Raw genomic sequence first — 20449 nt, 5'->3', positions numbered from 1 at the left:
TCGGGCGCCACCCTCGCCCGCTCCTACGCCCCGAGTCCGTCGTCCTCGACCGGCTCGTCCCGGGCCATGAGGCCGGCCACCCACAACGGCATCAGCCAGTGGACCGCGAGGGCGGTGACGAGGACGGGGGCCGCGTACGCCCTGGGCGCGTCGCCGGCGGCCGCTCCCGCGATCAGCAGACCGGCCGCGGTCGCGGCCAGCAGCAGTGTCATCACGCGGTGGGCGCGGGCCAGGACCCGGCTGCGTTCGGCGGACTGCCGCTCGTCGAGGGCACGCTCACGCAGTTCCAGCAGGCCGCGGGTGGCACCGTTGATCGCCCCCGTCGCGACCATCCAGGGCAGCAGCAGGACCATCGCCACGACGAGGGGCCACACCGGCTCCGCCACCGCGAGGTACGTGTGGGTGATCAGCGCCCCGATGGCCGCGGTGAGCGCGACGTGCACGGCGACGACCAGGCGCCGGCGTGCGGTCGTGGCGTACAGCGGAAGTCCTCTGCGGTCGTTCATCAGCCGCAGCATGCTCCGGTCGTAGCGGGTCATCCGAGTCGTCGTCATGGCTGCTTCCTCCCGTAAACCTCGTCCGTGAGCGGCCGGAACGGGTCGAGGGAGAACAACGCCTCCACCGGCAGCGCGAAGAACTTCGCGATCTTCAGTGCGAGGTCGAGGCTCGGGTTGTACTGCCCTCGCTCGATGTAGCCGATGGTCTGGTAGTGCACTCCCATCGCCGCGGCCAGGTCCTGGCGCGACACCTTCCGTTCGGCGCGCACCATCGCCAACCTGTTGTGTACCTGCTCGCTCATGTATAAGAAGTACTACATCTTGAAGAAAGTCTGCAACCGGGTTCGGGGCGAGGAAGCCGAGGAGGATGCCGTCACGCGGCTTCGCGGCGGCGCCCTCGCCTCGTGAGGGCGCCGCCGCGAAGGGGCCGGATGCGCCGCCGGACTACGGCAGGCGCAGCAGCGCGGTCAAAGTGGCGACGACGCCGTTGTCCGTGTTGGCCGGGGCCCGGTAGCGGGCCCGGCGCTCGATGTCGGGGTGGGCGTTGGCCATGGCGAAGGACCAGGATGCCGCGTCGAGCATCTCCAGGTCGTTCAGATAGTCGCCGAAGACCACCGTCTGGTCGGGGGTGATGCCCAGCCGCCGCTGGAGGCCGCGGACCGCGGCGCCCTTGTTCGCGGTGGGGCTCATGATGTCGATCCAGTGCTCGCCGGAGAGGACGACCTGATGGGTCGCGCCGAACTTCTTGAGCGCGGGAGCGGTGCCGTCCTCGGCACGTCCGGAGTCGTGGACGGCGAGCTTGATGATGTCGTCGTCGACTGCGGTGAGATCCTCCACCGTCTCCAGCTGTGCGTAATAGATGCTGACCTCCGCGAGGAACGCCGGGTCGGTGCGGGCCACATAGGCCGACCTCTTGCCGCACACCACCAGGCCGGCGTCCACACCTTCGGCGGGCAGGCCCTCGACGGTCCGTACGACCTGGCCGACGACGTCGCGGTCCAGGAGGTCGGAGCTGATCTCCTGGCCGTCCCGCACGACGTACGTGCCGTTCTCGGCGATGAAGACCATGCCGGGTGCGGCCCGCTGGAACTGGCGCAGCAAGGTGGCGTACTGGCGCCCGCTGGCAGGGCAGAACACCACGCCCCGGCGGTCCAGCTCGGCCAGCAGCGGCCACAGGCCGTCGGGTATGCGCCCGTCGCCGTCCAGCAGGGTGCCGTCCATGTCGGTGACGACGAGTCGGATGTCGGGCGGGGTGGCGGACTCGATGGCGGGCAGGGCCTGTGCGGGCCGGGGCCGGAAGGTGGTCATGAGTTTCCTGGGGGTGCGGGGAGGTCGGTCGGGCGGTCGGGGGTGCGAGGGCGGGGCGGGCCACAGAACGGCCGGGGGCGGTCGGGGTCCGCGTACGGTGCCGGCGGTCATCGGTCCCCGATGGCGCGCGGAGCGGGCGACGAGGGGGCGCGGCCCTTCGACGGCGTCCGGTCCCCGGCGGGGCGCGCGGACCGGACGACGAGGGAGCGCAGCTCTTCCAGGGCGCGCGTGCGCGCGCCGGTCAGTTCGGGCGCGGTCAGCCCGGCCGCGGCGACACGGACGGGGCGCGGGCTGTGGCCGAAGTGGTCGCCGATGGCGGCGATCATGCGGGGACGGCTGCCCCAGGCGCCCCCGACGACGATCATCTCCGGGTCGGCGAGGGAGACGGCGGCGGCCAGTACGCCGCTGATCGCGCGGGCGAGGACGGTGCGGACACGGCGCGCTCGCTCGTCGTCCCCGGCGACGGCCGACTCCAGCGCCGCGACGTCGATCGCGGTCGACGCGGGCCGGCGCAGGCCGAGAGCGGCGAACACCTCGGTCAGCGGCATCGCCGTACCGTCCGGCCCCGCGGTGTGCAGATGGGCGATCTCCCCGGCCAGCCCGTGCCGGCCGCGCCGGACCGCGCCGTCGTGGACCACGGCGCAGCCGAGTCCCTCGCCGAGGTGGACGTAGACGAAGTCGTCGACGCCCTGCGCGCGGCCCGCGTGGTGCTCGGCGCGAGCGGCCCAGTTGACGTCGTTGTCGACCAGCACGGGACCGGTGACCGAGGAAGCGAGGACGGCCGCCGGGTCGAGGTCGCCGACCAGGAAGGGCGCGTCGGGCAGCCGGACGAGCCGGCCGGTCGTACGGTCGACCGGATCGGCCGCGCTGACCACGGCGGTCCGCAGCCCGCCCGGCACCCGTGTGCGGAGCCGGCCGGCGACGGCCGCCAGTGTCCGGGCGGCGAGGTCCGCTCCCGCGGTCCGCCCGAGTCCGGCCCGTACCTGTTCCACGACGCGGCCGTGGGCGTCCACCGCTTCGGCCACCACTCCGTGCGGGGTGATGCTCGCGACCAGTGCGGCGCCGAGCCGCGGCGCGAGGCAGTAGTACGAGCCGGCCCGTCCGCGCCCCGCGGTGCGTTCCCCGGTGTCCACCACCAGGCCCGCCGCACTCAGCCGCGCCACGCTGTCGGAGATGGTCGGCTTGGAGATCCCGGTGTGGGCGGAGATCTCCGCGCGGGTCAGGCGTGGCCGGTCCATGAGCGCACGCAGCACGTTCTCGTCGGTCAGTGCGCGCAGCATCTCCAGGGACGGCCGGGGCGGCGGGGGCGAGGACATGTGCCCATTCTAGTAAGGACTGTTTCCCAAATAGGCGGGCGGTGACTCCCCGCCCCGGACCTGCGGGGCCGTCCATGCGGTGTCCGGCCGGGCGAAGCGCAGCTCGATGACGGGGACGCGCCGCCGGGCCGGGCCGTGGTGCGGGCACACGCTGCGGTGCCGGTCCGCCCGGCAGCGGTGAGGGGAAGATCACAGGGAGGGGTCGTGCGAAGCGGTTGCGTGCCGACCGGCGCCGGGCGAGGGTGCCCCTGTGAGCCAGCATTTCGATGTCCTCGTCCTCGGAGCGGGACCCGGCGGCTACACGGCCGCGGTACGCAGCGCACAGCTCGGTCTGACCACCGCGGTGGTCGAGGAGCGCTACTGGGGAGGGATCTGCCTCAACGTCGGCTGCATCCCCTCCAAGGCCCTGCTGCGCAACGCCGAGATGGTGCAGTTCGTCACCAGCGAGGCGAAGTCCTACGGCATCTCGTTCGGCGGTGATGTCTCGGTGGACTACGGAGCCGCCTTCCAGCGCAGCCGCAAGGTGGCCGACGGCCGGGTCAAGGGCGTCCACTACCTGATGAAGAAGAACGCCATCACCCAGTTCGACGGGCGCGGCAGCTTCACCGACGACCACACCCTGGTGGTGACGCGCACGGACGGCGGCACCGAGACGGTGACCTTCGGCCACTGCGTCATCGCGGCGGGCGCGACCCCCCGGCTGCTCCCCGGCACCTCCCTGTCGGAGCGCGTGGTCACCTTCGAGAGCCAGATCCTCAGCGAGGAGCTGCCCGGCAGCATCGTCATCGCCGGCGCGGGCGCGATCGGCGTCGAGTTCGCGTACGTGCTGCGCAGCTACGGCGTGGACGTGACGATCGTCGAGTACCTCGACCGCATGGTCCCGCTGGAGGACGAGGAGATCTCCAAGGAGCTCGCCAGGCATTACCGCAGGCTGGGCATCCAGGTGCTCACCGGTACGGCCGTGGAGGCCATCGACGACTCCGGCGAGCGGGTCCGGGTGACCGTCGCCAAGGACGGCGAACGCCGCACGCTGGAGACGGACAAGGTCCTCCAGGCCATCGGCTTCGCCCCGAACGTCGCGGGCTACGGCCTGGAGAACACCGGGGTCCGCCTCACCGAACGCGGCGCGATCGACGTCGACGGCCGGTGCCGCACCAGCGTGCCGCACATCTTCGCGATCGGGGACGTCACCGCCAAGCTGATGCTCGCCCACGCCGCCGAGTCCATGGGCATCGTGGCCGCGGAGACCATCGCCGACGCGGAGACCATGGAACTCGACTACCCGATGATCCCCCGCGCCACCTACTGCCAGCCGCAGATCGCCAGCTTCGGCTGGACGGAGGCGCAGGCGCGCGAGCGGGGCTTCGACGTCCAGGTGGCCAAGTTCCCCTTCACGGCCAACGGCAAGGCCCACGGCCTGGGACACCCCGTCGGCTTCGTCAAGATCATCAGCGACGGCACGCACGGCGAGCTCGTGGGCGCCCACCTCATCGGCCCCGAGGTCACCGAACTGCTCCCCGAACTGACCCTGGCCCAGCAGTGGGACCTCACCGTCCACGAGGTGGCCCGCAACGTCCACGCGCACCCCACCCTGGGCGAGGCGGTCAAGGAGGCGGTGCACGGCCTGGCAGGACACATGATCAACATGTAGGAGAAGCGACGTCAGCCGCCGCGGAGTCCGGCAACGCCGCCAGTTCCTCGAACTCCCGCGTCACGGCGTCGCCGAGCATCGCGGCGTCCGCCGGGCGGAGGTGGCTCACCACGGTGAGGGTGTAGGCGTCGGCGGTCTGGACGAGACAGAGGTTCGCCGTGCCGGGCGGGTTGAGCTGGGGCAGCGGGACGATGCGCGTGAGCCGGCGGCCGTGCAGCGCGCACGGGTTGTCCCGCCACTTGAACGCCGTGCACACGGTGGGGGTGACGTCGGGCCGTACCAGGCGCCGCGCCATGGCGTTCGACAGACCCGGGACCAGCCGTGCCGCCGCCTCCACCGTGGGCAGTGCCGCGCGGTGGGCGTCACAGCGGTCCTGGAGTGCGGCGACCAGGTCCTGGCACACGCGGAGGCGGTCGGCCGCGGACACGAGGCCGACGGGGAGCGGAACGCGGAGCGCGGTGACGATGTTGCCCAGCTCGTGCGTGTTCCGCCGGGACCTCAGGTCGACCGGCAGCGTGGCGTAGACGGGGGTCGGGCCGTCGGGCCAGCCCGGGAGCGGTCCGTAGCAGGAGCGCAGGGCTCCGGCGAGCGACGCCAGGAGCAGTTCGTTGAGCGTCGCCCCGCGGCCGTGGACCGGCCGGTGCCGGGCCGCGCCCACCACCTCGGGCGGGAGCCGTACGACGGCCAGTGACGGCCGGGCCTCGGCCGGGGACACGGGGAAGGCCTGCCCACGGGCGCCGAGGCGGTGCAGCTCCCTGCGCAGGACGGCCGGGACGGCGGACGGGCGGGGCAGGGCCGGTCCCGCGGGACGCGGCGGTACGGCGTCGTCCATCAGCAGCCGGACGAGGGTCTCCAGCGATCTGCCGTCGAGCAGCCCGTGGTGGGCGAGCAGGACGAGGGCGTGCTCGCCGTCCGCCGTCGCGTTCTCCGCCACGACCAGCCGCCAGAGGGGCCGGCCGGCGGGCAGCGGCCGGCTGACACCGGCGGTCAGTACGGACTCCAGTCCCTCCCCGGAGGGGACGACGTGCGTCGCGGGATCGAACGGGCCCGCGGGCAGCCAGTGGTGGGCCGTCAGTGCCGCCGGTCCGGCGGGCCGCCTGAGGACCCAGCCCATCCGGTCCAGCCCGCCCCACCGGGCACCCACACGGGACCGCACCTCCGCCAGGTCCAGCGGGTCCCCGGTGAACAGCGCGGCGATGCCGATGGTCCCCGGCTGTCCGCTGCGAATGTGCCCCTGGTCTACGACCGACAGCCTCATCTGGTGCGTTGCCTTTCCCTGCTCGCTCGGGCACCCCTGCCGGCTGCCCTCCGGTGTTCCGTGGTGTTCGCTTCTCGTGATCTTCTGTGGTCGGCCGCGGTCAGCCGTGGTGTCAGCCGTAGGGGGAGTCGAACACGACGCAGGCGTTGTGGCCTCCGAAGGCGAAACTGTTGCTGATCACGGGGCCGTCCGGGAGCTTGCGGGGCTCCGCGGTGATCACGTCCAGTTCGCACCGTGGGTCGAGGTGCGTGAGGTTGGCGGTCGGAGGCGCCAGTCCCTCACGTACGGACAACACCGCGATCACGGCCTCCAGAGCGCCCGCCGCCCCCAGCGCATGCCCCGTCACCGACTTGGGGGCGGTGACGGGCACCGCGGCCGTACCGAACACGGCGTTGATGGCCCGTGCCTCGGCGACGTCGTTGAGGTCGGTACCGGTGCCGTGCGCGTTGACGTGGGTGACCGCGGCCGCGGGGCGGCCGGCGTCGGCGAGCGCCAGCTCCATGCAGGCCCGTGCGCCGGCGCCGTCGGGATGCGGGGCCGTGAGGTGGTGGGCGTCGGAGGTGCGCCCGTATCCGCTCAGCACGGCGTGGATCCGTGCCCCCCGCGCGCGGGCGGCATCCAGCCGTTCCAGCACCAGGAACGCCGCCGCCTCGGCGAGGACGAAGCCCCGCCGGCCGGCGTCGAACGGCCGTGACGCGCCCGCCGGATCGTCGCATCCGGTGACCATCGCCCCGGCCCGGCCGAACGCCAGCGCGGTCGTCGGGGTCAGAGGGCTCTCGTGCCCTCCGGCCACCACCACGTCGGCGCCACCCGCCCGGATCATGTGCAGCGCCTCGCCCACCGCGTGGGTGCCGGAGGCGCACGCCGTCGAGATCGTGAAACTGGGTCCCGTGATGTCGTGCCGGGCGCTGATCCAGTACGCGCCCGCGTTGTGCATCAGCCGGGGCGCGTACAGCGCGGTCGGGTGCCCGATCCCGCTCTCCTGGGTGACCACTCCGCCGTAGCCGGTGCCGGTGATCACCGCCCGCCGCAGCGGCGGGGCGTCCAGCCCGCCCGCGTCCCGGACGGCGTCCGCGGCAGCGCACACGGCCAGCTGAACGGACCGGTCCGTCCGCCGGATCTCCTTCGCGGTCAGATGGCTCCCGGGATCGAAACCGGGCAGGGGACACGCTACGTGGACAAGGGCGCCGTGGCCGCCGACGCCGCCCTCGCCGTCGAACGCGTGCAGCGACGCCGTGGGACGGGCCCGCAGGAGGGTGTCCCACAGGGCCCCTGTAGTAGCTCCCGCGGCACACCGTACGCCCAGGCCCGTCACCGCGACCGCATCGTGGCGCCTCATGCGACGGCCTGCCTCCGGCTGTCCACGGCGCGCTGCCTGACGATGAGGTCCGCCACGTCGCCGACCGTGGCCACCCCGGCCGTCGACGCGGCCCCCAAGGACACCCCGAACAGCTCCTCGACGGCCGCTTCCAGTTCGGTGACGTCCAGGCTGTCGGCTCCGAGGTCGGCCACCAGCCGCGCCTCCGGCACCACCGACTCCAGCGGCACCGACATCACCTGCGCACACAGAGGGTGCAGCGCCTCCACGACATCCCGACGCGCGAGGTCCATGCAGCTCTCCGATCTCTCGTCGCCGCACCGGGTGCCGGTGCGGTCCTGTCTGTCTTCCTGTCCGGCGGTACGTCCGCCGTGAGCGGTGCTCATCCCGTGAGCGGTGCTCCCCCCGCGGTCGGCGGCGGCTCCCCGTACCGCGTGACGACTGCGCGGGCGAGCCGTCACGCGCGATGCGGATGCGGGCCCGAGGGCTCGTCCTGCCCGGACGGGACGCTGCCGCGCGACGGCTGTCCGCCCGCTCGCACCCGCCGTCGCCCCGACGGAGGCCGGCCACCTCCAACGGGCGCCCTTTCGATGCTCAATTGATTCCGCACACTCAGCGGCCAACGACCATGACGGAGACGCAGTTACTGAGGAGGCCGGCCCATGGCACGTTCAGGTGACCCGGTGAGCGGTTCCACCGGAGCGGCCCGTACGCGGGACCGAATTACTGGACCTGCGTTCGCGCGCGGAGCGCCGATTTTCATCCGAGGTCAGGAAAACACACAGCCCAGGCATGGGTTCCCGGGGCGGAATCCCCGCGAGGCAAAGGCGAGGAGTTGCGTGTGGGAACCTTGAACACCGATGTACGGCGACGAGGCCGCCTCCTCAAGGAGGCGCTGCGGCCGCCCCGGCGCACCGGCCGCGCGGACTCCGCGCGCCCTCCGGAGGACCGGGCCGCCGCGCCCGGGCGTCGGCCGCCGAAGAAGACGGTGGCGGTCGAGACGACCGTGCCGCGTGCCCCGAGGCTGGTCGAGAACCCCGTCTTCGTGCTCGCCCCGGTCCGCTCCGGTTCCACGCTGCTCCGTATGCTGCTCGACAGCCATTCCCGGATCCGCGCCCCGCACGAATCGCATCTGCGCAGTGTGGAGGTCGGGCTGACACCGGGATTCTCCGAGCGGTCCATGAGGGAACTCGACCTCGACAGGACGGAGCTGGAGCATCTGCTCTGGGACCGGGTCCTGCACCGGGAACTGGAGCGCAGCGCCAAGGACGTCCTCGTGGACAAGACACCCGGCAACGTCTGGGTGTGGGAGCGGCTCCGGTACGCCTGGCCGCGGGGGCCCGCTTCCTGATCCTGCACCGCCATCCGGCGGGCATCGTCAGCTCGTTGAACAACCGCAAGGGCAACACCGCCACGGCCGAGGCCAACGAGCGCAACGCGCTCAAGTACCTGCTCCCCCTGGAAGAGGCACGCCGTGCGCTGGACCCGGCGCTGCGTCACACCGTGCGCCACAAGGACCTCACCACCGATCCGGAGAAGGTCACCCGCGGCATCTGCGACTGGCTGGACGTGCCGTGGGAGGCGGCCATGCTCGACTACGGCGCCCAGCACCAGGGGCCCCTGCCGCCCAACCTGGGCGACCGCAGCGAGAAGATCCTCTCCGGCCGGGTCCAGCCGGGCCGGCCGCACCCGGGCAGCGAGAGTCTGTCGGCGAGGACACGGGTGATCGCGAAGGCGTGGGGGTACTGAGGCGTGGCTTCCCGGCCGGGCGACGGCCGGACGGGTCAGGCGGCGGTCTGCGCGGCGCGGATCGCGGCGGCCGTGGCGGCCGGATCGTAGCCGGGGGCCACACCGTCGACGAACAGGACGTCGCCGGCCATGTGCCGGGTGCGCAGGGGCAGTATGTCCTGGTAGCCCGGGGAGGCGTACCAGTCGCGGGCCTCGGCCAGCGACGGGAAGGCGATGACGACGAGCGCCTGGGGCCAGGTGCCCTCCATCACGTCCCGTTCGGGCGCCCCGTGGACCAGGAAGCGCCCCCCGAAGGGGTCCAGGGTCGCCTGGATGCGCTCCATGTAGGTCAGGACGTCCTCGTCGAGGCGGGCCGGCGGGCGGAGATTGGCGAGGGCGTAGGCAGGCATGTCTGCTCCTGGTCTTCCGTTTCCTCCGTGGTGTACGGCCACCACCCTGCTGGAGACCGGGGAGCGGGTCGATTACCCGCGAGGTAACCGCTCGCTACGGTCCAGGGGGCGGAAGGGGGACGGCGTGGCGGCCAGGCCGAGCATGAAGGACGTCGCGGAGTACGCGGGCGTGTCCCCGAGGACCGTCTCCAACGTGGTCAACGACTTCGCGCACGTGTCGGAGCGGACCCGCGCCGCCGTCCGGGAGGCGATCGACGCGCTCGGCTACCGCGTCGACATCGCCGGCCGCCGGCTCCGCCAGGGCCGTACCGGTGTGATCACCCTGGCCGTGCCGGAACTCGACGTCGCCTACTTCGCCGAGCTGGCCAAGTACGTGATGACGGAGGCCGACCGGCGCGGGCGCACCGTACTGCTCCACCAGACCGGGGCGGTGCGCGAGCGCGAACTGGCCGCGCGGCACGGCTTCGACGCGCAGTTCTGCGACGGCGTCATCCTCAGCCTGCTGTCCCTGCTGCCGCGTTGCCCGAGGGCGGCCGTGCGGTGCCCGGGGATCTCGACGTGGTGGGGTTCGACGACATCGAGGCGTCGCGCTTCAGCGTGCCGAGCCTGACCACGGTCGCTCCGGACAAGGGGGAGATCGCGCGTACGGCGGTGTCCCTGCTGCTGGAGCGCATCGATGAGCCAGGGCCGGAGCCGGGGCCGCCGCGGGGCCATGTGGCCGGGCATCGCCTCATGGTGCGGGAGAGCAGCGGGGGTTGAGCCGGTGGGCGCCCGGCGGCCGCCGAATCAAGCCAGATGGGCACTTTGCCGCCAACCCCTGAGCCGCGTGGGCGCGGTTGTGGTGGTTCCGCGCTAAACAAGAAAGCCGGGTGAACGTTCCTGCTTTCATCAACCAGGACGGGCGTGGCCCGACGGGAGGTCCTGGCCCATGGTGCTGACCATCAACCTGGCGTTGCTGTTGGCCGTCATCGTCTTCCTGCGGTTGCGTCGCCGTACGGAGGCCCGGAGCCGAAGGGACGAGCAATTGAGCGTGGTCATAGCGATCACCTTGGGACTGCTGCTCGCCTCGACCGATCTCGGTCAGGGGATCCTCGACGTCCTGAGCCAACTCGCCGAAGGCGTCTCGCGGGCCGGCCAGTGACGGCGGGCTTCCTTCGGGGGGCCATCGGCAACTGGCCGGTTAAATCGAGCCAAATAGGTATTTTGTCGCCAACTCCCGGTCCGTCGGAAGCGGTACTGGCGCTTTCGCGCTAGACAGAAAGCCAGGGTGGCCGTCCGACGGGAGGTCCTGACCATGGATCTGACCATCAACCTGGCGCTGCTGCTGGCCGTCATCCTCCTCCTGCTGTTGTTCCGCCCGGTCAAGTCACGGAACCGATGGGACCAGTTGGTGGTCGTGATCATCGCCGTAGTGCTGGGGATACTGATCGCCCCGACCGACTTCGGTCGGGGGGTCCTCAACGGCCTCGGACAGTTGGCCCAGAACTTCTCGTAGTCCGTTGAGTGACGGTGCAGCTCCGGGCGCACGGGCCAAGTGTGCTCGGAGCGGGCACGGTCAGGGCAGGAGCCGTCGTCGCTTCGAGGCCGCGACGAGCTCGGGCACGGTGGCCAGCCTGGCCCGCGGCCCGCGGTCACCACGGCCGCGCGCCAGCTCGGCCCGCTCGATGGCGGCGAGCCCGCGCGCGTCGACCACATCGCGGTTGCGGCGCCGTACCAGACGCCGGAACGACCTCGACGACCCGCCGGGCGTCGGCAACGCGCCGTCCACGGCGTCGGCGAGCAGCGTCCCGACCGTCTCGGCGGCGCAGGCACGGTTGGCGCCGATGCCGCCGGAGGGTCCGCGCTTGATCCACCCCACGACGTACGCGCCCGGCTGTCCCGTGACTCGGCCGTGTGTGTGCGGAATCGTTCCTGCGGCCTCGTCGAACGGCAGCCCCGGAACGGGAGTCCCCCGGTAGCCGATCGCCTTGAGCAGCATTCCGGTGGGGATGTCGACGTCCTCCGTGCCGGCGGGCCCGGAGACCCGTACCGCCCGGACGGCCCCGGCGGCGTCCCCGGCGAGCACTTCCACGGGCGCGGAGTGGAAGCGGAAGACGATACGGCGGCCCGCGGGCGGCGGGGCCGACCAGTCGACCTCCGCCCGGGTGACGTCGCGCAGCAGGGCGGCCTTGTCGTGCGGGCCGGCCGCGTCGATCGCCGCACCGGTCCGGGGGTCGTGGTCGTCGACGACCAGGTCCACGCCCGGCAGCTGGGTGAGGGCGAGCAGTTCGGGGCGGGTGCAGGACGCGTCCTCGGGGCCGCGGCGCCCGAGCAGGACGACCTCGCGCACGTTGCTGCCGCGCAGCGCCCGGAGCGCGTGGCCGGCGATGTCGGTGCCGGCCAGTTCCTCGGGGTCCATGACCAGGATGCGGGCCACGTCGAGGGCGACGTTGCCGTTGCCGACCACGACGACGCGCTCCGCCGAGAGGTCGATCGCGTCGGGGGCGACGTCGGGGTGGGCGTTGTACCAGGCGACGAACGTACTGGCGGACAGGCTCCCGGCGAGGTCCTCACCGTCGACGCCCAGCCGCCTGCCGTCGGCCGCGCCCACCGCGTACACGACGGCGTCGTGGTGCGCGGCGAGTTCCTCGACGGTGACGTCCTCGCCGACCCGCAGCCCGAGCAGCATCCGTACCCGTGGATGGCCGTGCAGCCGGGCGAACGTGTCGCCGACCTTCCTGGTCGCGGGGTGGTCGGGTGCCACGCCGTACCGTACGAGGCCCCCGGCCACCGGGAGCCGGTCGATCAACGTGACCTCGGCGCCCGTGTGCAGGAGCAGGTCCTCGGCGGTGTACATACCGGCCGGGCCGGTGCCGACGACCGCGACGCGGAGCGGGCGGAAGTCGGCGGGCAGGGTGCGCTCGAACGTCGGTCTGTCCCAGGGGTGGAAGTTCGGGCTGTCGTCGGTGACCTCGGCGGGCTCGGTGTCCGCGTAGTACGCGGCGTTGATGTCGACGTACGCCTTCCGGGGGCCGGTGAGCGTGTCGGCGGGGAAGATCGCGTCCACCGGGCAGGCGTCGGCGCAGGCGCCGCAGTCGATGCAGGCCCTCGGGTCGATGTACAGCATCTCCGTGCCCCTGAAGGAACGTTCCTCCGGAGTGGGGTGGATGCAGTTGACCGGGCAGACGGCGACGCAGGTGGCGTCGCTGCAACAGGTCTGGGTGATGGCGTAGGTCATGGTGTCCGCTCTGGTCCGTCCTGCTCTGTCCTGTCCTGCTCTGTCCTGTCCTGCTCCGCGACGCGGCGGAAAGGGCTCAGATCAGGTGGGCGCGCTGGTAGAACGCCAGGGCCGGCCTGGTGAGCAGCCGGCAGGAGGCCAGGAAGTCCATGAGGCCGGCGCAGCTGGAGCGCAGCATCGCCTTGTGGTGCTCATTGGCCCGGGCCTCGGCGAGCGCGCGCTCCTCGTCCAGGCCGGCGTTGGCGTACACCTTCTTGTTCACCATGCTGGTGACGATCACGTACGCGGCCACCGCGATCACGAAGGCGTGGATGTTGCGGCGGACCGGTCCCGCCTTCTCCAGATGCCGGCGCATCTCCTCGCGGGCGAACTTCATGTGCCGGGACTCCTCGACGACATGGATGTTGTTGATGGTGCGCACGAACGGGACGACGCGCTCGTCGCGCATCCAGTCGCGCTGCATGACGTCCAGGACCTCTTCGGCGACCAGGATCGCCGCGTAGGCGGCCTCGCCGAACGCGACGGTCTTGAAGGCGCGGCCCAGTTCGACGGCCAGGCGCCGCGGGCGGTACGCGGGGGCGCCGAGCTTCCTGGCGCCACGGGCGAACATGATCGAGTGGCGGCACTCGTCGGCTATCTCGGTGAGGGCCCACTGGACCGTGTCATCGCTCGCGTCCTTGGCGTAGACGTCCCGCAGGATCAGCTGCTGGAGGATCATTTCGAACCATATGCCGGTGCACGCGACCGACGCGGCCTCCTGCCGGGTCAGCTCCCTGCGCTGGACCTCGGTCATCTCGTTCCAGTACGCGGTGCCGAACAGCGTGCACCACTCCGGGCTCGCACCGTGGAAGTCCTTGTCCAGCGGCGTCTCCCAGTCCACTTCCGTCAGCGGGTCGTAGGACAGCGTCGCGGACGAGTCGAGCAGTCGCCGGGCGACACCGGGGCCCTGAGCGCCCCCCTGGGCCTGGCTTCCCTGAACGTCCGGCCGGGTCGTGCTGCTTGCCATGCTCCCAACTCCTCAGTTCGAGTGACTGCCGTGCGGTGTGCTGGGCCGGCTCCCGTGGAACGGCACGCTGGTCGGGACGTCTCCCAGGACGCCGCCGATCGTTGTTAGACGGAATGTATAACAAGCGGCCGCTGTCGGCCTACCCCCCGGTAGGGATCAGGCGCGGGCGGCACCGGTCGCTCCTGTCATTCCCTAACTCCCGCGCGGAGACGGTCACTTGGTTCGGTACGGTCGGGGACTGCGTGGACCGGCGGGGCGGGCCGCGGGCAGGGCGCAGCGGTCCGCGCGGGCGCGGGCCGCCTGGTCGCTGTGGATCGGCACGGTGGCCATGGGCGTCGCGACCACCGCACTCGTCGTGCCGGCGGCTCGTGTCCCCGCCCCGGTCGGCACCCGTGGGCGGTCGCGATGTCGGAGCCTCTGGAGGAGCGGGAACCCCGCAGTCCGTGGCCCGGCAGGCGGCGTACGGCGCGGGAGCGGGGCAGGAACGTACGGCTGTGGACGCCGGTCCTGGCGACCACCGTCACGACAGCTCTCGCCGTCCACCAGGCGTGGCGCGGGGCACGCGGCGGACACGTCGGTCCCGGTGCTCACGCCGCGTCGTGGAGCGGCCGGGGAACCACGGTGACGGCGTCGGTCTCGGCGTGGCACAGGTGGGCCGTCACCACTTCCGCCGTACGCGGATCCGTCACCAGGCCCAGGTGTCCGCATCCGGGCACGTGGACGGCGTCCGGGGAGCGGCCGGCGGTGGCGCTGCCGGCCGGCACGACCGGGTCGCTGTCGCTGTGTACGAGCAGCCACCGCACCGGGTGGCCGGCGGCCAGGTCGGGCAGTGTGGTCAGGAGGGTGGAGCCGGGGCGCATCTGGGGGGCTGCGATCCCGGGTGCGGCCTTGGCCCACGGACTGCCGTGGTGGGGTGTGGCGATGGTGACGGCGGTCCGGGTGCCGGTGTCCAGGCCGAGGTGCTGGACGGCGTAGCGGACGGCCAGGCCGCCGAGGCTGTAGCCGATGAGGTGGACGTTGCCGGACGCGGTGCGGTCCATGGCTGCCCGGGCCGCGTCGGTGAGGGCGGCGGCGATCTGCGGGATGCCGGTGGTGAGGGTGTTGTAGCGCAGGCAGCTCGTGTCGCGGAAGCCCGCCCGGTGCAGTCGGCGCAGCAGTGGCGTCCAGCACTGCTCGGTGGTCAGGTAGCCGTGGACCAGCAGCACGGGAGTGTGCGTGGGGCGGACGGGGCCCGACTGCCGCGACGAGGGCGCCGGTGGCGGGACGGTGATCGTCTCGGGGCGGTGTCGGTACCCCGGCGCGTGGGGCAGCTGGGTGGCGGTGCGGGCCAGGGCGGTCAGGTCCTGGACGACCGCCCGGGCACGGTCACGCCATTCCAGGGCGGCGGGCGCGGTGTTGTGCGTCATGCTGCTCTTCCCCCGTTGTCGGCCGTTCTGGTGCCGGTCCGTCTCATCGTGCGTGCACGCGTTGCAGAGCCGGTTGCAGCGGGCGCTGCAACGGCTGCTGCAACGAGTTGTGCGGTTCCGGCGGGCACCATGAGTCGTGGAATCCGCTCGGCCCCGGCGTTCACGGCATGCGGGCCGATCACCTCGACGACGGAAGAAGGACATGGACATGGGGGGCGTTGCAGCTCTGGAGCGGGACGCGGAGCGCCGCTGGCTGCCCGCGGGGGACCCGCAGTCGTTGCCGCGGCTGGACGCCGAGGCGGCGAGCCGTAACGCGGCGGGCGAGGACGTGCACGTCGTGTACAGCGCCCGCGGCGACAGGTTCATGATCGTGCCCCGCCCGAAGGCGGCTGCCTAGGGCAGACCCAGGGGCGCCCTCACCCTCCCCGGCGTGCGGGGACGGCGAGAGCAAGGGCCGCAGGGCCGTCCAGGAAGACGAGCCCTCGTTCCGCCGGCTCGTGGAGCATGCGCTGAACGGACTCCACCGGCTCGCTCAGGCCGAGCCCTCGGGCGCCAGCCGTCCGCGGTGCACTCGGGGGATCGGGTGCTCAGCGTCTTCGACCGGTCCTGGGGGAGGCCGGTGCGGGACTCGGCGGCGACGCGGAAGACCGTCTGCAGGTCGTCGCGCTGCCGGCCGGTGAAGGCGTCGTGCCGGGCGCCCAGTTCCCGGGTGAGGTCCTCCGGGTCCTCCTGGAGGATGCGGCCGGCTGCCTGGGTTCGGTGGGGAGGGTGGCGGTGCGGGTGATGCGGCGGGCGCGGGTGACGGTGGACAGCAGGTCGGCGGTGGACGTGACCGGCTCCCGCCCCGGGCCTCACACCGGCAGGGCCGCCAGCTTCACACGTACCTGAAGGGCGTCCGGATGGCCCAGCTCGTTGAGGATCGCCAGGGCCCGCCGCCAGCTGGTGCGGGCCGCCCGGCAGTCGCCGGTCATGTGCTGGAGATCGCCGAGGGAGCGCAGGGTGTCGGCCTGGTTGTACCGGTCCCCGGACTCGCGGTAGACCTCGAGAGCCCGCTGGTAGCACGCGACCGCCTCCTCGTACTGGCCGAGCTGCCCGTGGACGTAGCCGAGGCTGTCCCAGGTGTCGGCCTGGTGGAACCGGTCGCCCAGCTCCTCCTGCAGCCGGAGGGCGCGCCGGCAGTGGGACAGCCCCTGCCGGTGGTTCCCGAGCTGGGAGTGGAACCAGCCGACGGCGTTGAGCGCCCGTGCCTGACCGGTGCCGTGACCGGCTGTCTCGAAGAGCTCCAGGGCCCGTCGCGCCTGGTCGAGAGCCTCCCGGTAGCGGTGCTGCTGGTCGAGCGCCCAGGCCAGCGTCCGGTGTGCGTGGGCCTGGCCGACGGCGTCGCCGAGCTCCCGGAAGAGGGCGAGGGCCCGCTGGACGTGGCGGTGCACCTCGGTGTAGTCGCGCAGCCGCATGTACGCGTACGCCAGGCATCCGTGGACCACGGCCTGACCCCGGGTGCTGGACTGGCGCCGCGCGGCCTCCAGCGCCGTACGGTGGGCCTGGGCCGCGTCGTGCCAGTGACCGCGCCGGTCGCAGAAGGGCGTGAGGGTCCAGGCCAGCTGCCAGACGTCCGCGTCGATACGGCTGCCGGCGGCCTGCTGGATGACGGCGAGCAGGACCGCGTGCTCGGTGGAGAACCACTCCAGCGCCCGCTGGTGGTCCGGGAAGCGCTCGACGGTGACCGTGGCGTCGGCCGTCAGTTCGATGGGATCGTCCCGGTGCGGGTTGAGCAGCAGACTGGCCTGGTAGGCGGTGTGCAGATAGTGGTCGAGCATGCGGTGCAGCGCCGCGTCGCGGTCGGCGGCCGTGTCGTGGCCGCGGGCGAGTTCCGCGGCGTAGGCCCGTAGCAGGTCATGGCGGCCGTAGCGGCCGGGTGCCCACTCCGTGATCAGCTGCAGTCGCGACAGCTCGGCCAGCAGCGGCTGACCCTGATCCAACGGCACGCCGGCCAGCGCGACCGCCGCCGGCGCCCCGATGTCCGGGGCGGGATGCAGCCCCAGCAGCCGGAACAGCCGTGCCGCGGGCGGGCTGAGCCGCTGGTAGGACCAGGAGAACACCGCCCGGATGTTGGTCGCCTCGTCCCCGCCGTACAGGGAGCCGAGCCCGCCGTCGACGCCGTGCAGCTCCTTGGCCAGCGCGGCGAGGGGGAACCCGGGACGCAGCGCGGCCCGTGCCGCCACGATGGCCAGGGCGAGCGGCAGCCGCGCACACGAGGCGATGATGGCGTCCACCGCCTCCTGGTTCGCCTCGACCTCCCGCCGGCCGATACGGCGGGCCAGCATCTCCCGAGCGTCGTCGGGGGAGAGGAGGTCGACCGGCACCGGATGGGCGCCCTCGGTGGCCACCAGACCGGTGAGCTCGTTACGGCTGGTCACCACGACGAGGCAGGTGGGGGAGCCGGGCAGCAGCGGTCGTACCTGCTCGGCGTCGCGGGCGTTGTCGAGCACGATCAGCATGCGGCGGCCCGCCAGCAGACTCCGGTAGAGGGCCGTCTGGCCCTCGGGGGCGAGCGGGACCTCCTCCGAGGGCATCGCGAGGGCGTCGAGGACCCCGCGGAGCACTTCCGCGGGGTCCATCGGCGGTCCGGTCGGATCGAACCCGCGCAGATTGACGTACAGCTGCCCGTCCGGGAACCGGTCCCGTATCCGGTACGCCCAGTGGACGGCCAGAGCCGTCTTGCCCACGCCGGCCGTCCCCCCGATCGCGATGATCACCGCGGCTTCACGGGTGCCGTCCTCGTCCCCGGGGAGGAGCGCGTCGAGCCGGGCCAGCACGTCGTCCCGGCCCACGAGGTCGGGCATCGAGTGCGGCAACTGCGCCGGGACCACGGGGTGGTACGGGGGCGGGTCGGCGCCGAGCGGCCCGGAACCCACCGCGGTCTCGGAGACGGCGGGAGCAGCGGGACTGGCGGGGCCAGCGGGACTGGCAGCACCGATAGGGCCAGTGGGATCTGAGGGATCTGAGGGACCGGCAGGGCGGACGGGGCCGGTCTGGCCGATGGAGCCGATGGAGCCGATGGAAGCAGCAGAAGCGGCAGAAGCGGCAGAGGCGGCCGGGAGCACGGGCGGGCCCGTGTGCGGTACGTCGAGTGCCGGGTCGGCGGACAGGATCCGCTCGTGCAGCCGCTGCAGCCGGTGGGTGGGCTCGGTCCCCAGTTCCTCGCGCACGAGCCGGCGCGCCGCACGGAAGGCCGCCAGCGCCTCGGCCTGGTACCCGGCCCGGTGCAGCGCCAGCATGAGCAGGCCGTGCAGGCTCTCCCGGGTCGGATGATCGGCCACCAGCCGCCGTAACTCGCCCACCAGGTCGAAGGGATCACGGAGGGCCAGGTCCGCCTCGATGCGCTCTTCGAGCACTTTGAGCCGCAGCTCCTGCAGCCGGTGCCGCTCGGCGTCCACCAGTGGCCCGGCCAGCCCCTCGCAGAGTTCGCCGTGCCACCGCCCGAGCGCCGCGTGCAGCGCCTCGGCGGCGGTGGGCAGGTCCCCGGCGGTGCGCGCGGCACGGGCGCGTCCCACCTCGTCCTCGAAGGCGTGCAGGTCCAGACGGTCGGCGGGCACGGTCAGCCGGTAGCCGGAGTCCGTCCAGACGAGGAGCCGGGACGGGGCGCGGGGCGGCCGGTCCGGTTCGAGGACCCGGCGCAGCCCGGAGGCGTGCCGCTGCAGCAGGTTCACCGCACGGGCCGGTGGTGCCGAGCCCCACACCGCACTCATCAGCTGTCTCTGACTCAGTGACCGGTCGGTGTTCAGCAGGAACACGGCCAGCAGGACCCGCTGCTGCAGCTGACCGAGGTCCACTTCCGTGCCGTTCCGCCAGGCCCGCAGTGGCCCGAGCAGCTGGAAACGCAGCGTCTGCGACGCAGACTGATCGCCCATCACCCCTCCCCCGACGGTGGAGCGACTGCCGTCCAGGCTACCCGCAACCGTCGTGAGAGGGCCGTCGGATCAAATCCTCGGCGACCGATATGGCAATGTGGTGCTCCCCGGTGCGGGTAGGGAAGCGAACAGCACAGAATCCAACCGCCGCGCACTCGGCGCGAGTTGAAGCACCCGCGCCGCCCCGACCGCATCCGGAGGCCACCGTTGCCGCAGCCGACCGAGGAATCACCGCTCTCCGGCATCACCGTCGTCAGTACCGAACAGGCGGTGGCGGCCCCCTTCGCCACCCGCCAGCTCGCCGACCTCGGAGCCAGGGTGATCAAGATCGAGCGCCCGGGGGGAGGGGACTTCGCCCGCCGCTACGACACCACGGTGCACGGCGAGTCCAGTTACTTCGTCTGGCTCAACCGGGGGAAGGAGTCGGTGACCCTGGACCTCAAGTCCGGTCAGGGGCTGAAGGTCATGGAGCGTCTGCTGCGCGAGGCCGACGTGTTCGTGCAGAACCTGGCACCGGGCGCCGCCGCCCGGCTGGGCCTGGGCGCGGAGGCCCTGGCGGAGCGCTTCCCGCGCCTGATCACGTGTTCCGTCACCGGATACGGCTCCACCGGCCCGTGGGCCCACCGCAAGGCGTACGACATGCTCGTGCAGTGCCAGACCGGACTGGTCTCGCTGACGGGCACCCCGGAGGAACCCGCGCGCGTGGGGGTGTCCGTCGCCGACATCGCGGCCGGGATGTACGCCTACTCCGGCACCCTGACCGCCCTGTTCACCCGCGCCACCACGGGTGTCGCCCGCGCGGTGGAGGTGTCCCTGTTCGAGGCCCTGGCCGAATGGATGGGCCAGCCCGCCCACTACACCCGGTACGGCGGCCGGCAGCCGCCACGCGTCGGCACCCGGCACGCGACCATCGCGCCCTACGGCACCTATACGGCGGCGGACGGCAGGGACGTCCTGATCTCCGTCCAGAACGAACGCGAATGGGCCGCCCTGTGCTCGCGGTTCCTCGGCGACCCCGGCCTCGTCGGCGACCCGCGCTTCGCCACCGGCTCCGACCGCGTGGCCCACCGCGCGGAACTGGACGCGGCCATCGCCCGGCGGTTCGCGCGGCTGGAGAGCGGCGAGGCCATGCGCCTCCTGGACGAGGCGGGGATCGCCAACGCCGGTGTCAACACCGTCGAGGAGTTCCTGGCCCACCCGGTCCTCGACGCCCGGGACCGCTGGCGCCCGGTGCCCCTGCCCGGCGGACAGGAGGTGTCCGCACTGCGGCCTCCCGTGGACCTCGTGGGTGTCGGCGTGCGGATGGGCGCGGTGCCCGCCCTCGGCGAGCACACCGAGGCGGTCCTGACCGGGCTCGGCTACGGCCCCGCGGAGATAGCCGGCCTGCGCGCAGAGAAGATCATCTGAGGAGCGGCCGGGCCGC

General features: G+C 72.6%; 19 protein-coding genes and 2 pseudogenes. 9 read left to right on the top strand and 12 right to left on the bottom strand.

Translation table 11 applies throughout. From position 1 onward, the window contains the following. Positions 1–23: 23 nt before the first annotated feature. The 4 genes from IE242_RS08380 to IE242_RS08365 all read right to left on the bottom strand — a co-directional run bounded on the left by IE242_RS08380 (position 24) and on the right by IE242_RS08365 (position 3121). Positions 24–554: a hypothetical protein gene (locus tag IE242_RS08380; protein ID WP_189856933.1), complete on the bottom strand. Its 531-nt coding sequence runs from the start codon at positions 552–554 to the stop codon at positions 24–26. Next, positions 551–799 carry a helix-turn-helix transcriptional regulator gene (locus IE242_RS08375; protein WP_189856931.1) on the bottom strand — a complete coding sequence of 83 codons (249 nt, stop codon included), beginning with the start codon at positions 797–799 and terminating at the stop codon, positions 551–553. The genes IE242_RS08380 and IE242_RS08375 overlap by 4 nt, the downstream gene beginning before the upstream one ends. A gap of 142 nt (positions 800–941) precedes the next feature. Then, complete coding sequence (locus tag IE242_RS08370; RefSeq protein ID WP_189856929.1) at positions 942–1805, bottom strand: Cof-type HAD-IIB family hydrolase; 864 nt, start codon at positions 1803–1805, stop codon at positions 942–944. A gap of 107 nt (positions 1806–1912) precedes the next feature. Then, positions 1913–3121, bottom strand: a complete 1209-nt coding sequence (locus IE242_RS08365; protein WP_189856927.1) for an ROK family transcriptional regulator — start codon at positions 3119–3121, stop codon at positions 1913–1915. A 250-nt stretch (positions 3122–3371) separates the two neighbouring features. Between IE242_RS08365 and lpdA the strand changes: the two genes are divergently transcribed. After that, positions 3372–4772, top strand: coding sequence for a dihydrolipoyl dehydrogenase (lpdA, locus tag IE242_RS08360; protein ID WP_189856925.1), 1401 nt, complete (start codon positions 3372–3374; stop codon positions 4770–4772). Here the strand turns inward: lpdA and IE242_RS08355 are convergent. The 3 genes from IE242_RS08355 to IE242_RS08345 form a co-directional block, all read right to left on the bottom strand. Then, a complete protein-coding gene (locus IE242_RS08355) occupies positions 4762–6030 on the bottom strand; it encodes a wax ester/triacylglycerol synthase domain-containing protein (protein ID WP_189856923.1) in 1269 nt (422 codons plus the stop codon). The genes lpdA and IE242_RS08355 overlap by 11 nt on opposite strands. 112 nt (positions 6031–6142) lie before the next feature. Continuing rightward, entirely contained in the window at positions 6143–7369 is a 1227-nt protein-coding gene (locus tag IE242_RS08350) for a beta-ketoacyl-[acyl-carrier-protein] synthase family protein (RefSeq protein WP_189856921.1), read from the bottom strand. Beyond that, a complete protein-coding gene (locus IE242_RS08345; protein ID WP_189856919.1) occupies positions 7366–7641 on the bottom strand; it encodes an acyl carrier protein in 276 nt (91 codons plus the stop codon). Before IE242_RS08345 ends, IE242_RS08350 begins: the two co-directional genes overlap by 4 nt. 548 nt (positions 7642–8189) lie before the next feature. Between IE242_RS08345 and IE242_RS37460 the strand changes: the two genes are divergently transcribed. Together IE242_RS37460 and IE242_RS37455 are read left to right on the top strand one after the other, a co-directional pair. After that, positions 8190–8699 carry a sulfotransferase gene (locus IE242_RS37460; RefSeq protein ID WP_229858480.1) on the top strand — a complete coding sequence of 170 codons (510 nt, stop codon included), beginning with the start codon at positions 8190–8192 and terminating at the stop codon, positions 8697–8699. Next, the gene (locus tag IE242_RS37455; RefSeq protein WP_229858478.1) at positions 8654–9097 is read left to right on the top strand and encodes a sulfotransferase; all 444 of its coding nucleotides are present in this window, start codon (positions 8654–8656) and stop codon (positions 9095–9097) included. Before IE242_RS37460 ends, IE242_RS37455 begins: the two co-directional genes overlap by 46 nt. A 35-nt stretch (positions 9098–9132) precedes the next feature. Here IE242_RS37455 and IE242_RS08335 read toward each other — a convergent pair whose 3' ends face one another. Further along, the gene (locus IE242_RS08335; protein WP_189856917.1) at positions 9133–9486 is read right to left on the bottom strand and encodes a DUF1330 domain-containing protein; all 354 of its coding nucleotides are present in this window, start codon (positions 9484–9486) and stop codon (positions 9133–9135) included. Here IE242_RS08335 and IE242_RS39110 point away from each other — a divergent pair. From IE242_RS39110 to IE242_RS08320, 4 genes and pseudogenes are all read left to right on the top strand, one after another. Next, a pseudogene (locus tag IE242_RS39110) lies at positions 9485–9697 on the top strand (LacI family DNA-binding transcriptional regulator); the annotation flags it as partial. The gene IE242_RS08335 and the pseudogene IE242_RS39110 sit on opposite strands and share 2 nt — an antisense overlap. Positions 9698–9885: 188 nt before the next feature. Beyond that, positions 9886–10245: pseudogene (locus tag IE242_RS39105) on the top strand (substrate-binding domain-containing protein); the annotation flags it as partial. A 172-nt stretch (positions 10246–10417) separates the two neighbouring features. Beyond that, entirely contained in the window at positions 10418–10627 is a 210-nt protein-coding gene (locus tag IE242_RS08325; RefSeq protein WP_189857555.1) for a hypothetical protein, read from the top strand. A 153-nt stretch (positions 10628–10780) separates the two neighbouring features. Further along, a complete protein-coding gene (locus IE242_RS08320) occupies positions 10781–10981 on the top strand; it encodes a hypothetical protein (protein ID WP_189856915.1) in 201 nt (66 codons plus the stop codon). Between the two features lie 60 nt (positions 10982–11041). Here the strand turns inward: IE242_RS08320 and IE242_RS08315 are convergent, their stop codons facing one another. From IE242_RS08315 to IE242_RS08305, 3 genes are all read right to left on the bottom strand, one after another. Further along, positions 11042–12703: an FAD-dependent oxidoreductase gene (locus IE242_RS08315; RefSeq protein ID WP_189856913.1), complete on the bottom strand. Its 1662-nt coding sequence runs from the start codon at positions 12701–12703 to the stop codon at positions 11042–11044. A 76-nt stretch (positions 12704–12779) separates the two neighbouring features. Further along, positions 12780–13709 carry an AurF N-oxygenase family protein gene (locus IE242_RS08310; protein ID WP_189856911.1) on the bottom strand — a complete coding sequence of 310 codons (930 nt, stop codon included), beginning with the start codon at positions 13707–13709 and terminating at the stop codon, positions 12780–12782. Between the two features lie 587 nt (positions 13710–14296). Next, positions 14297–15115, bottom strand: coding sequence for a lipase family protein (locus tag IE242_RS08305; protein WP_189856909.1), 819 nt, complete (start codon positions 15113–15115; stop codon positions 14297–14299). A gap of 208 nt (positions 15116–15323) precedes the next feature. On the opposite strand from IE242_RS08305, the gene IE242_RS08300 reads away from it, so the two are divergent. Further along, positions 15324–15512: a hypothetical protein gene (locus IE242_RS08300; RefSeq protein WP_229858476.1), complete on the top strand. Its 189-nt coding sequence runs from the start codon at positions 15324–15326 to the stop codon at positions 15510–15512. A 454-nt stretch (positions 15513–15966) separates the two neighbouring features. Here the strand turns inward: IE242_RS08300 and IE242_RS08295 are convergent, their stop codons facing one another. Beyond that, a complete protein-coding gene (locus IE242_RS08295) occupies positions 15967–19026 on the bottom strand; it encodes an AfsR/SARP family transcriptional regulator (protein WP_189856905.1) in 3060 nt (1019 codons plus the stop codon). A 207-nt stretch (positions 19027–19233) separates the two neighbouring features. Here IE242_RS08295 and IE242_RS08290 point away from each other — a divergent pair, with 207 nt between their 5' ends. Next, a complete protein-coding gene (locus IE242_RS08290; RefSeq protein WP_189856903.1) occupies positions 19234–20433 on the top strand; it encodes a CaiB/BaiF CoA transferase family protein in 1200 nt (399 codons plus the stop codon). Positions 20434–20449 lie beyond the last annotated feature (16 nt).

Source organism: Streptomyces poonensis, from assembly GCF_014650915.1.
GTDB lineage: Bacteria > Actinomycetota > Actinomycetes > Streptomycetales > Streptomycetaceae > Streptomyces > Streptomyces poonensis.
Note: the sequence above shows the minus strand (reverse complement) of the source record. Positions and strands in the feature narration are given on the sequence as shown.

Coding starts and splice junctions, on each gene's coding strand:
- IE242_RS08375 (WP_189856931.1), bottom strand. CDS start 799: ATGAGCGAGCAGGTACACAACAGGTTGGCGATGGTGCGCGCCGAACGG.
- IE242_RS08380 (WP_189856933.1), bottom strand. CDS start 554: ATGACGACGACTCGGATGACCCGCTACGACCGGAGCATGCTGCGGCTG.
- IE242_RS08335 (WP_189856917.1), bottom strand. CDS start 9,486: ATGCCTGCCTACGCCCTCGCCAATCTCCGCCCGCCGGCCCGCCTCGAC.
- IE242_RS08295 (WP_189856905.1), bottom strand. CDS start 19,026: ATGGGCGATCAGTCTGCGTCGCAGACGCTGCGTTTCCAGCTGCTCGGG.
- IE242_RS08300 (WP_229858476.1), top strand. CDS start 15,324: ATGGGGGGCGTTGCAGCTCTGGAGCGGGACGCGGAGCGCCGCTGGCTG.
- IE242_RS08315 (WP_189856913.1), bottom strand. CDS start 12,703: ATGACCTACGCCATCACCCAGACCTGTTGCAGCGACGCCACCTGCGTC.
- IE242_RS08320 (WP_189856915.1), top strand. CDS start 10,781: ATGGATCTGACCATCAACCTGGCGCTGCTGCTGGCCGTCATCCTCCTC.
- IE242_RS08365 (WP_189856927.1), bottom strand. CDS start 3,121: ATGTCCTCGCCCCCGCCGCCCCGGCCGTCCCTGGAGATGCTGCGCGCA.
- IE242_RS08350 (WP_189856921.1), bottom strand. CDS start 7,369: ATGAGGCGCCACGATGCGGTCGCGGTGACGGGCCTGGGCGTACGGTGT.
- IE242_RS08345 (WP_189856919.1), bottom strand. CDS start 7,641: ATGGACCTCGCGCGTCGGGATGTCGTGGAGGCGCTGCACCCTCTGTGT.
- IE242_RS08310 (WP_189856911.1), bottom strand. CDS start 13,709: ATGGCAAGCAGCACGACCCGGCCGGACGTTCAGGGAAGCCAGGCCCAG.
- IE242_RS08370 (WP_189856929.1), bottom strand. CDS start 1,805: ATGACCACCTTCCGGCCCCGGCCCGCACAGGCCCTGCCCGCCATCGAG.
- IE242_RS08355 (WP_189856923.1), bottom strand. CDS start 6,030: ATGAGGCTGTCGGTCGTAGACCAGGGGCACATTCGCAGCGGACAGCCG.
- IE242_RS08305 (WP_189856909.1), bottom strand. CDS start 15,115: ATGACGCACAACACCGCGCCCGCCGCCCTGGAATGGCGTGACCGTGCC.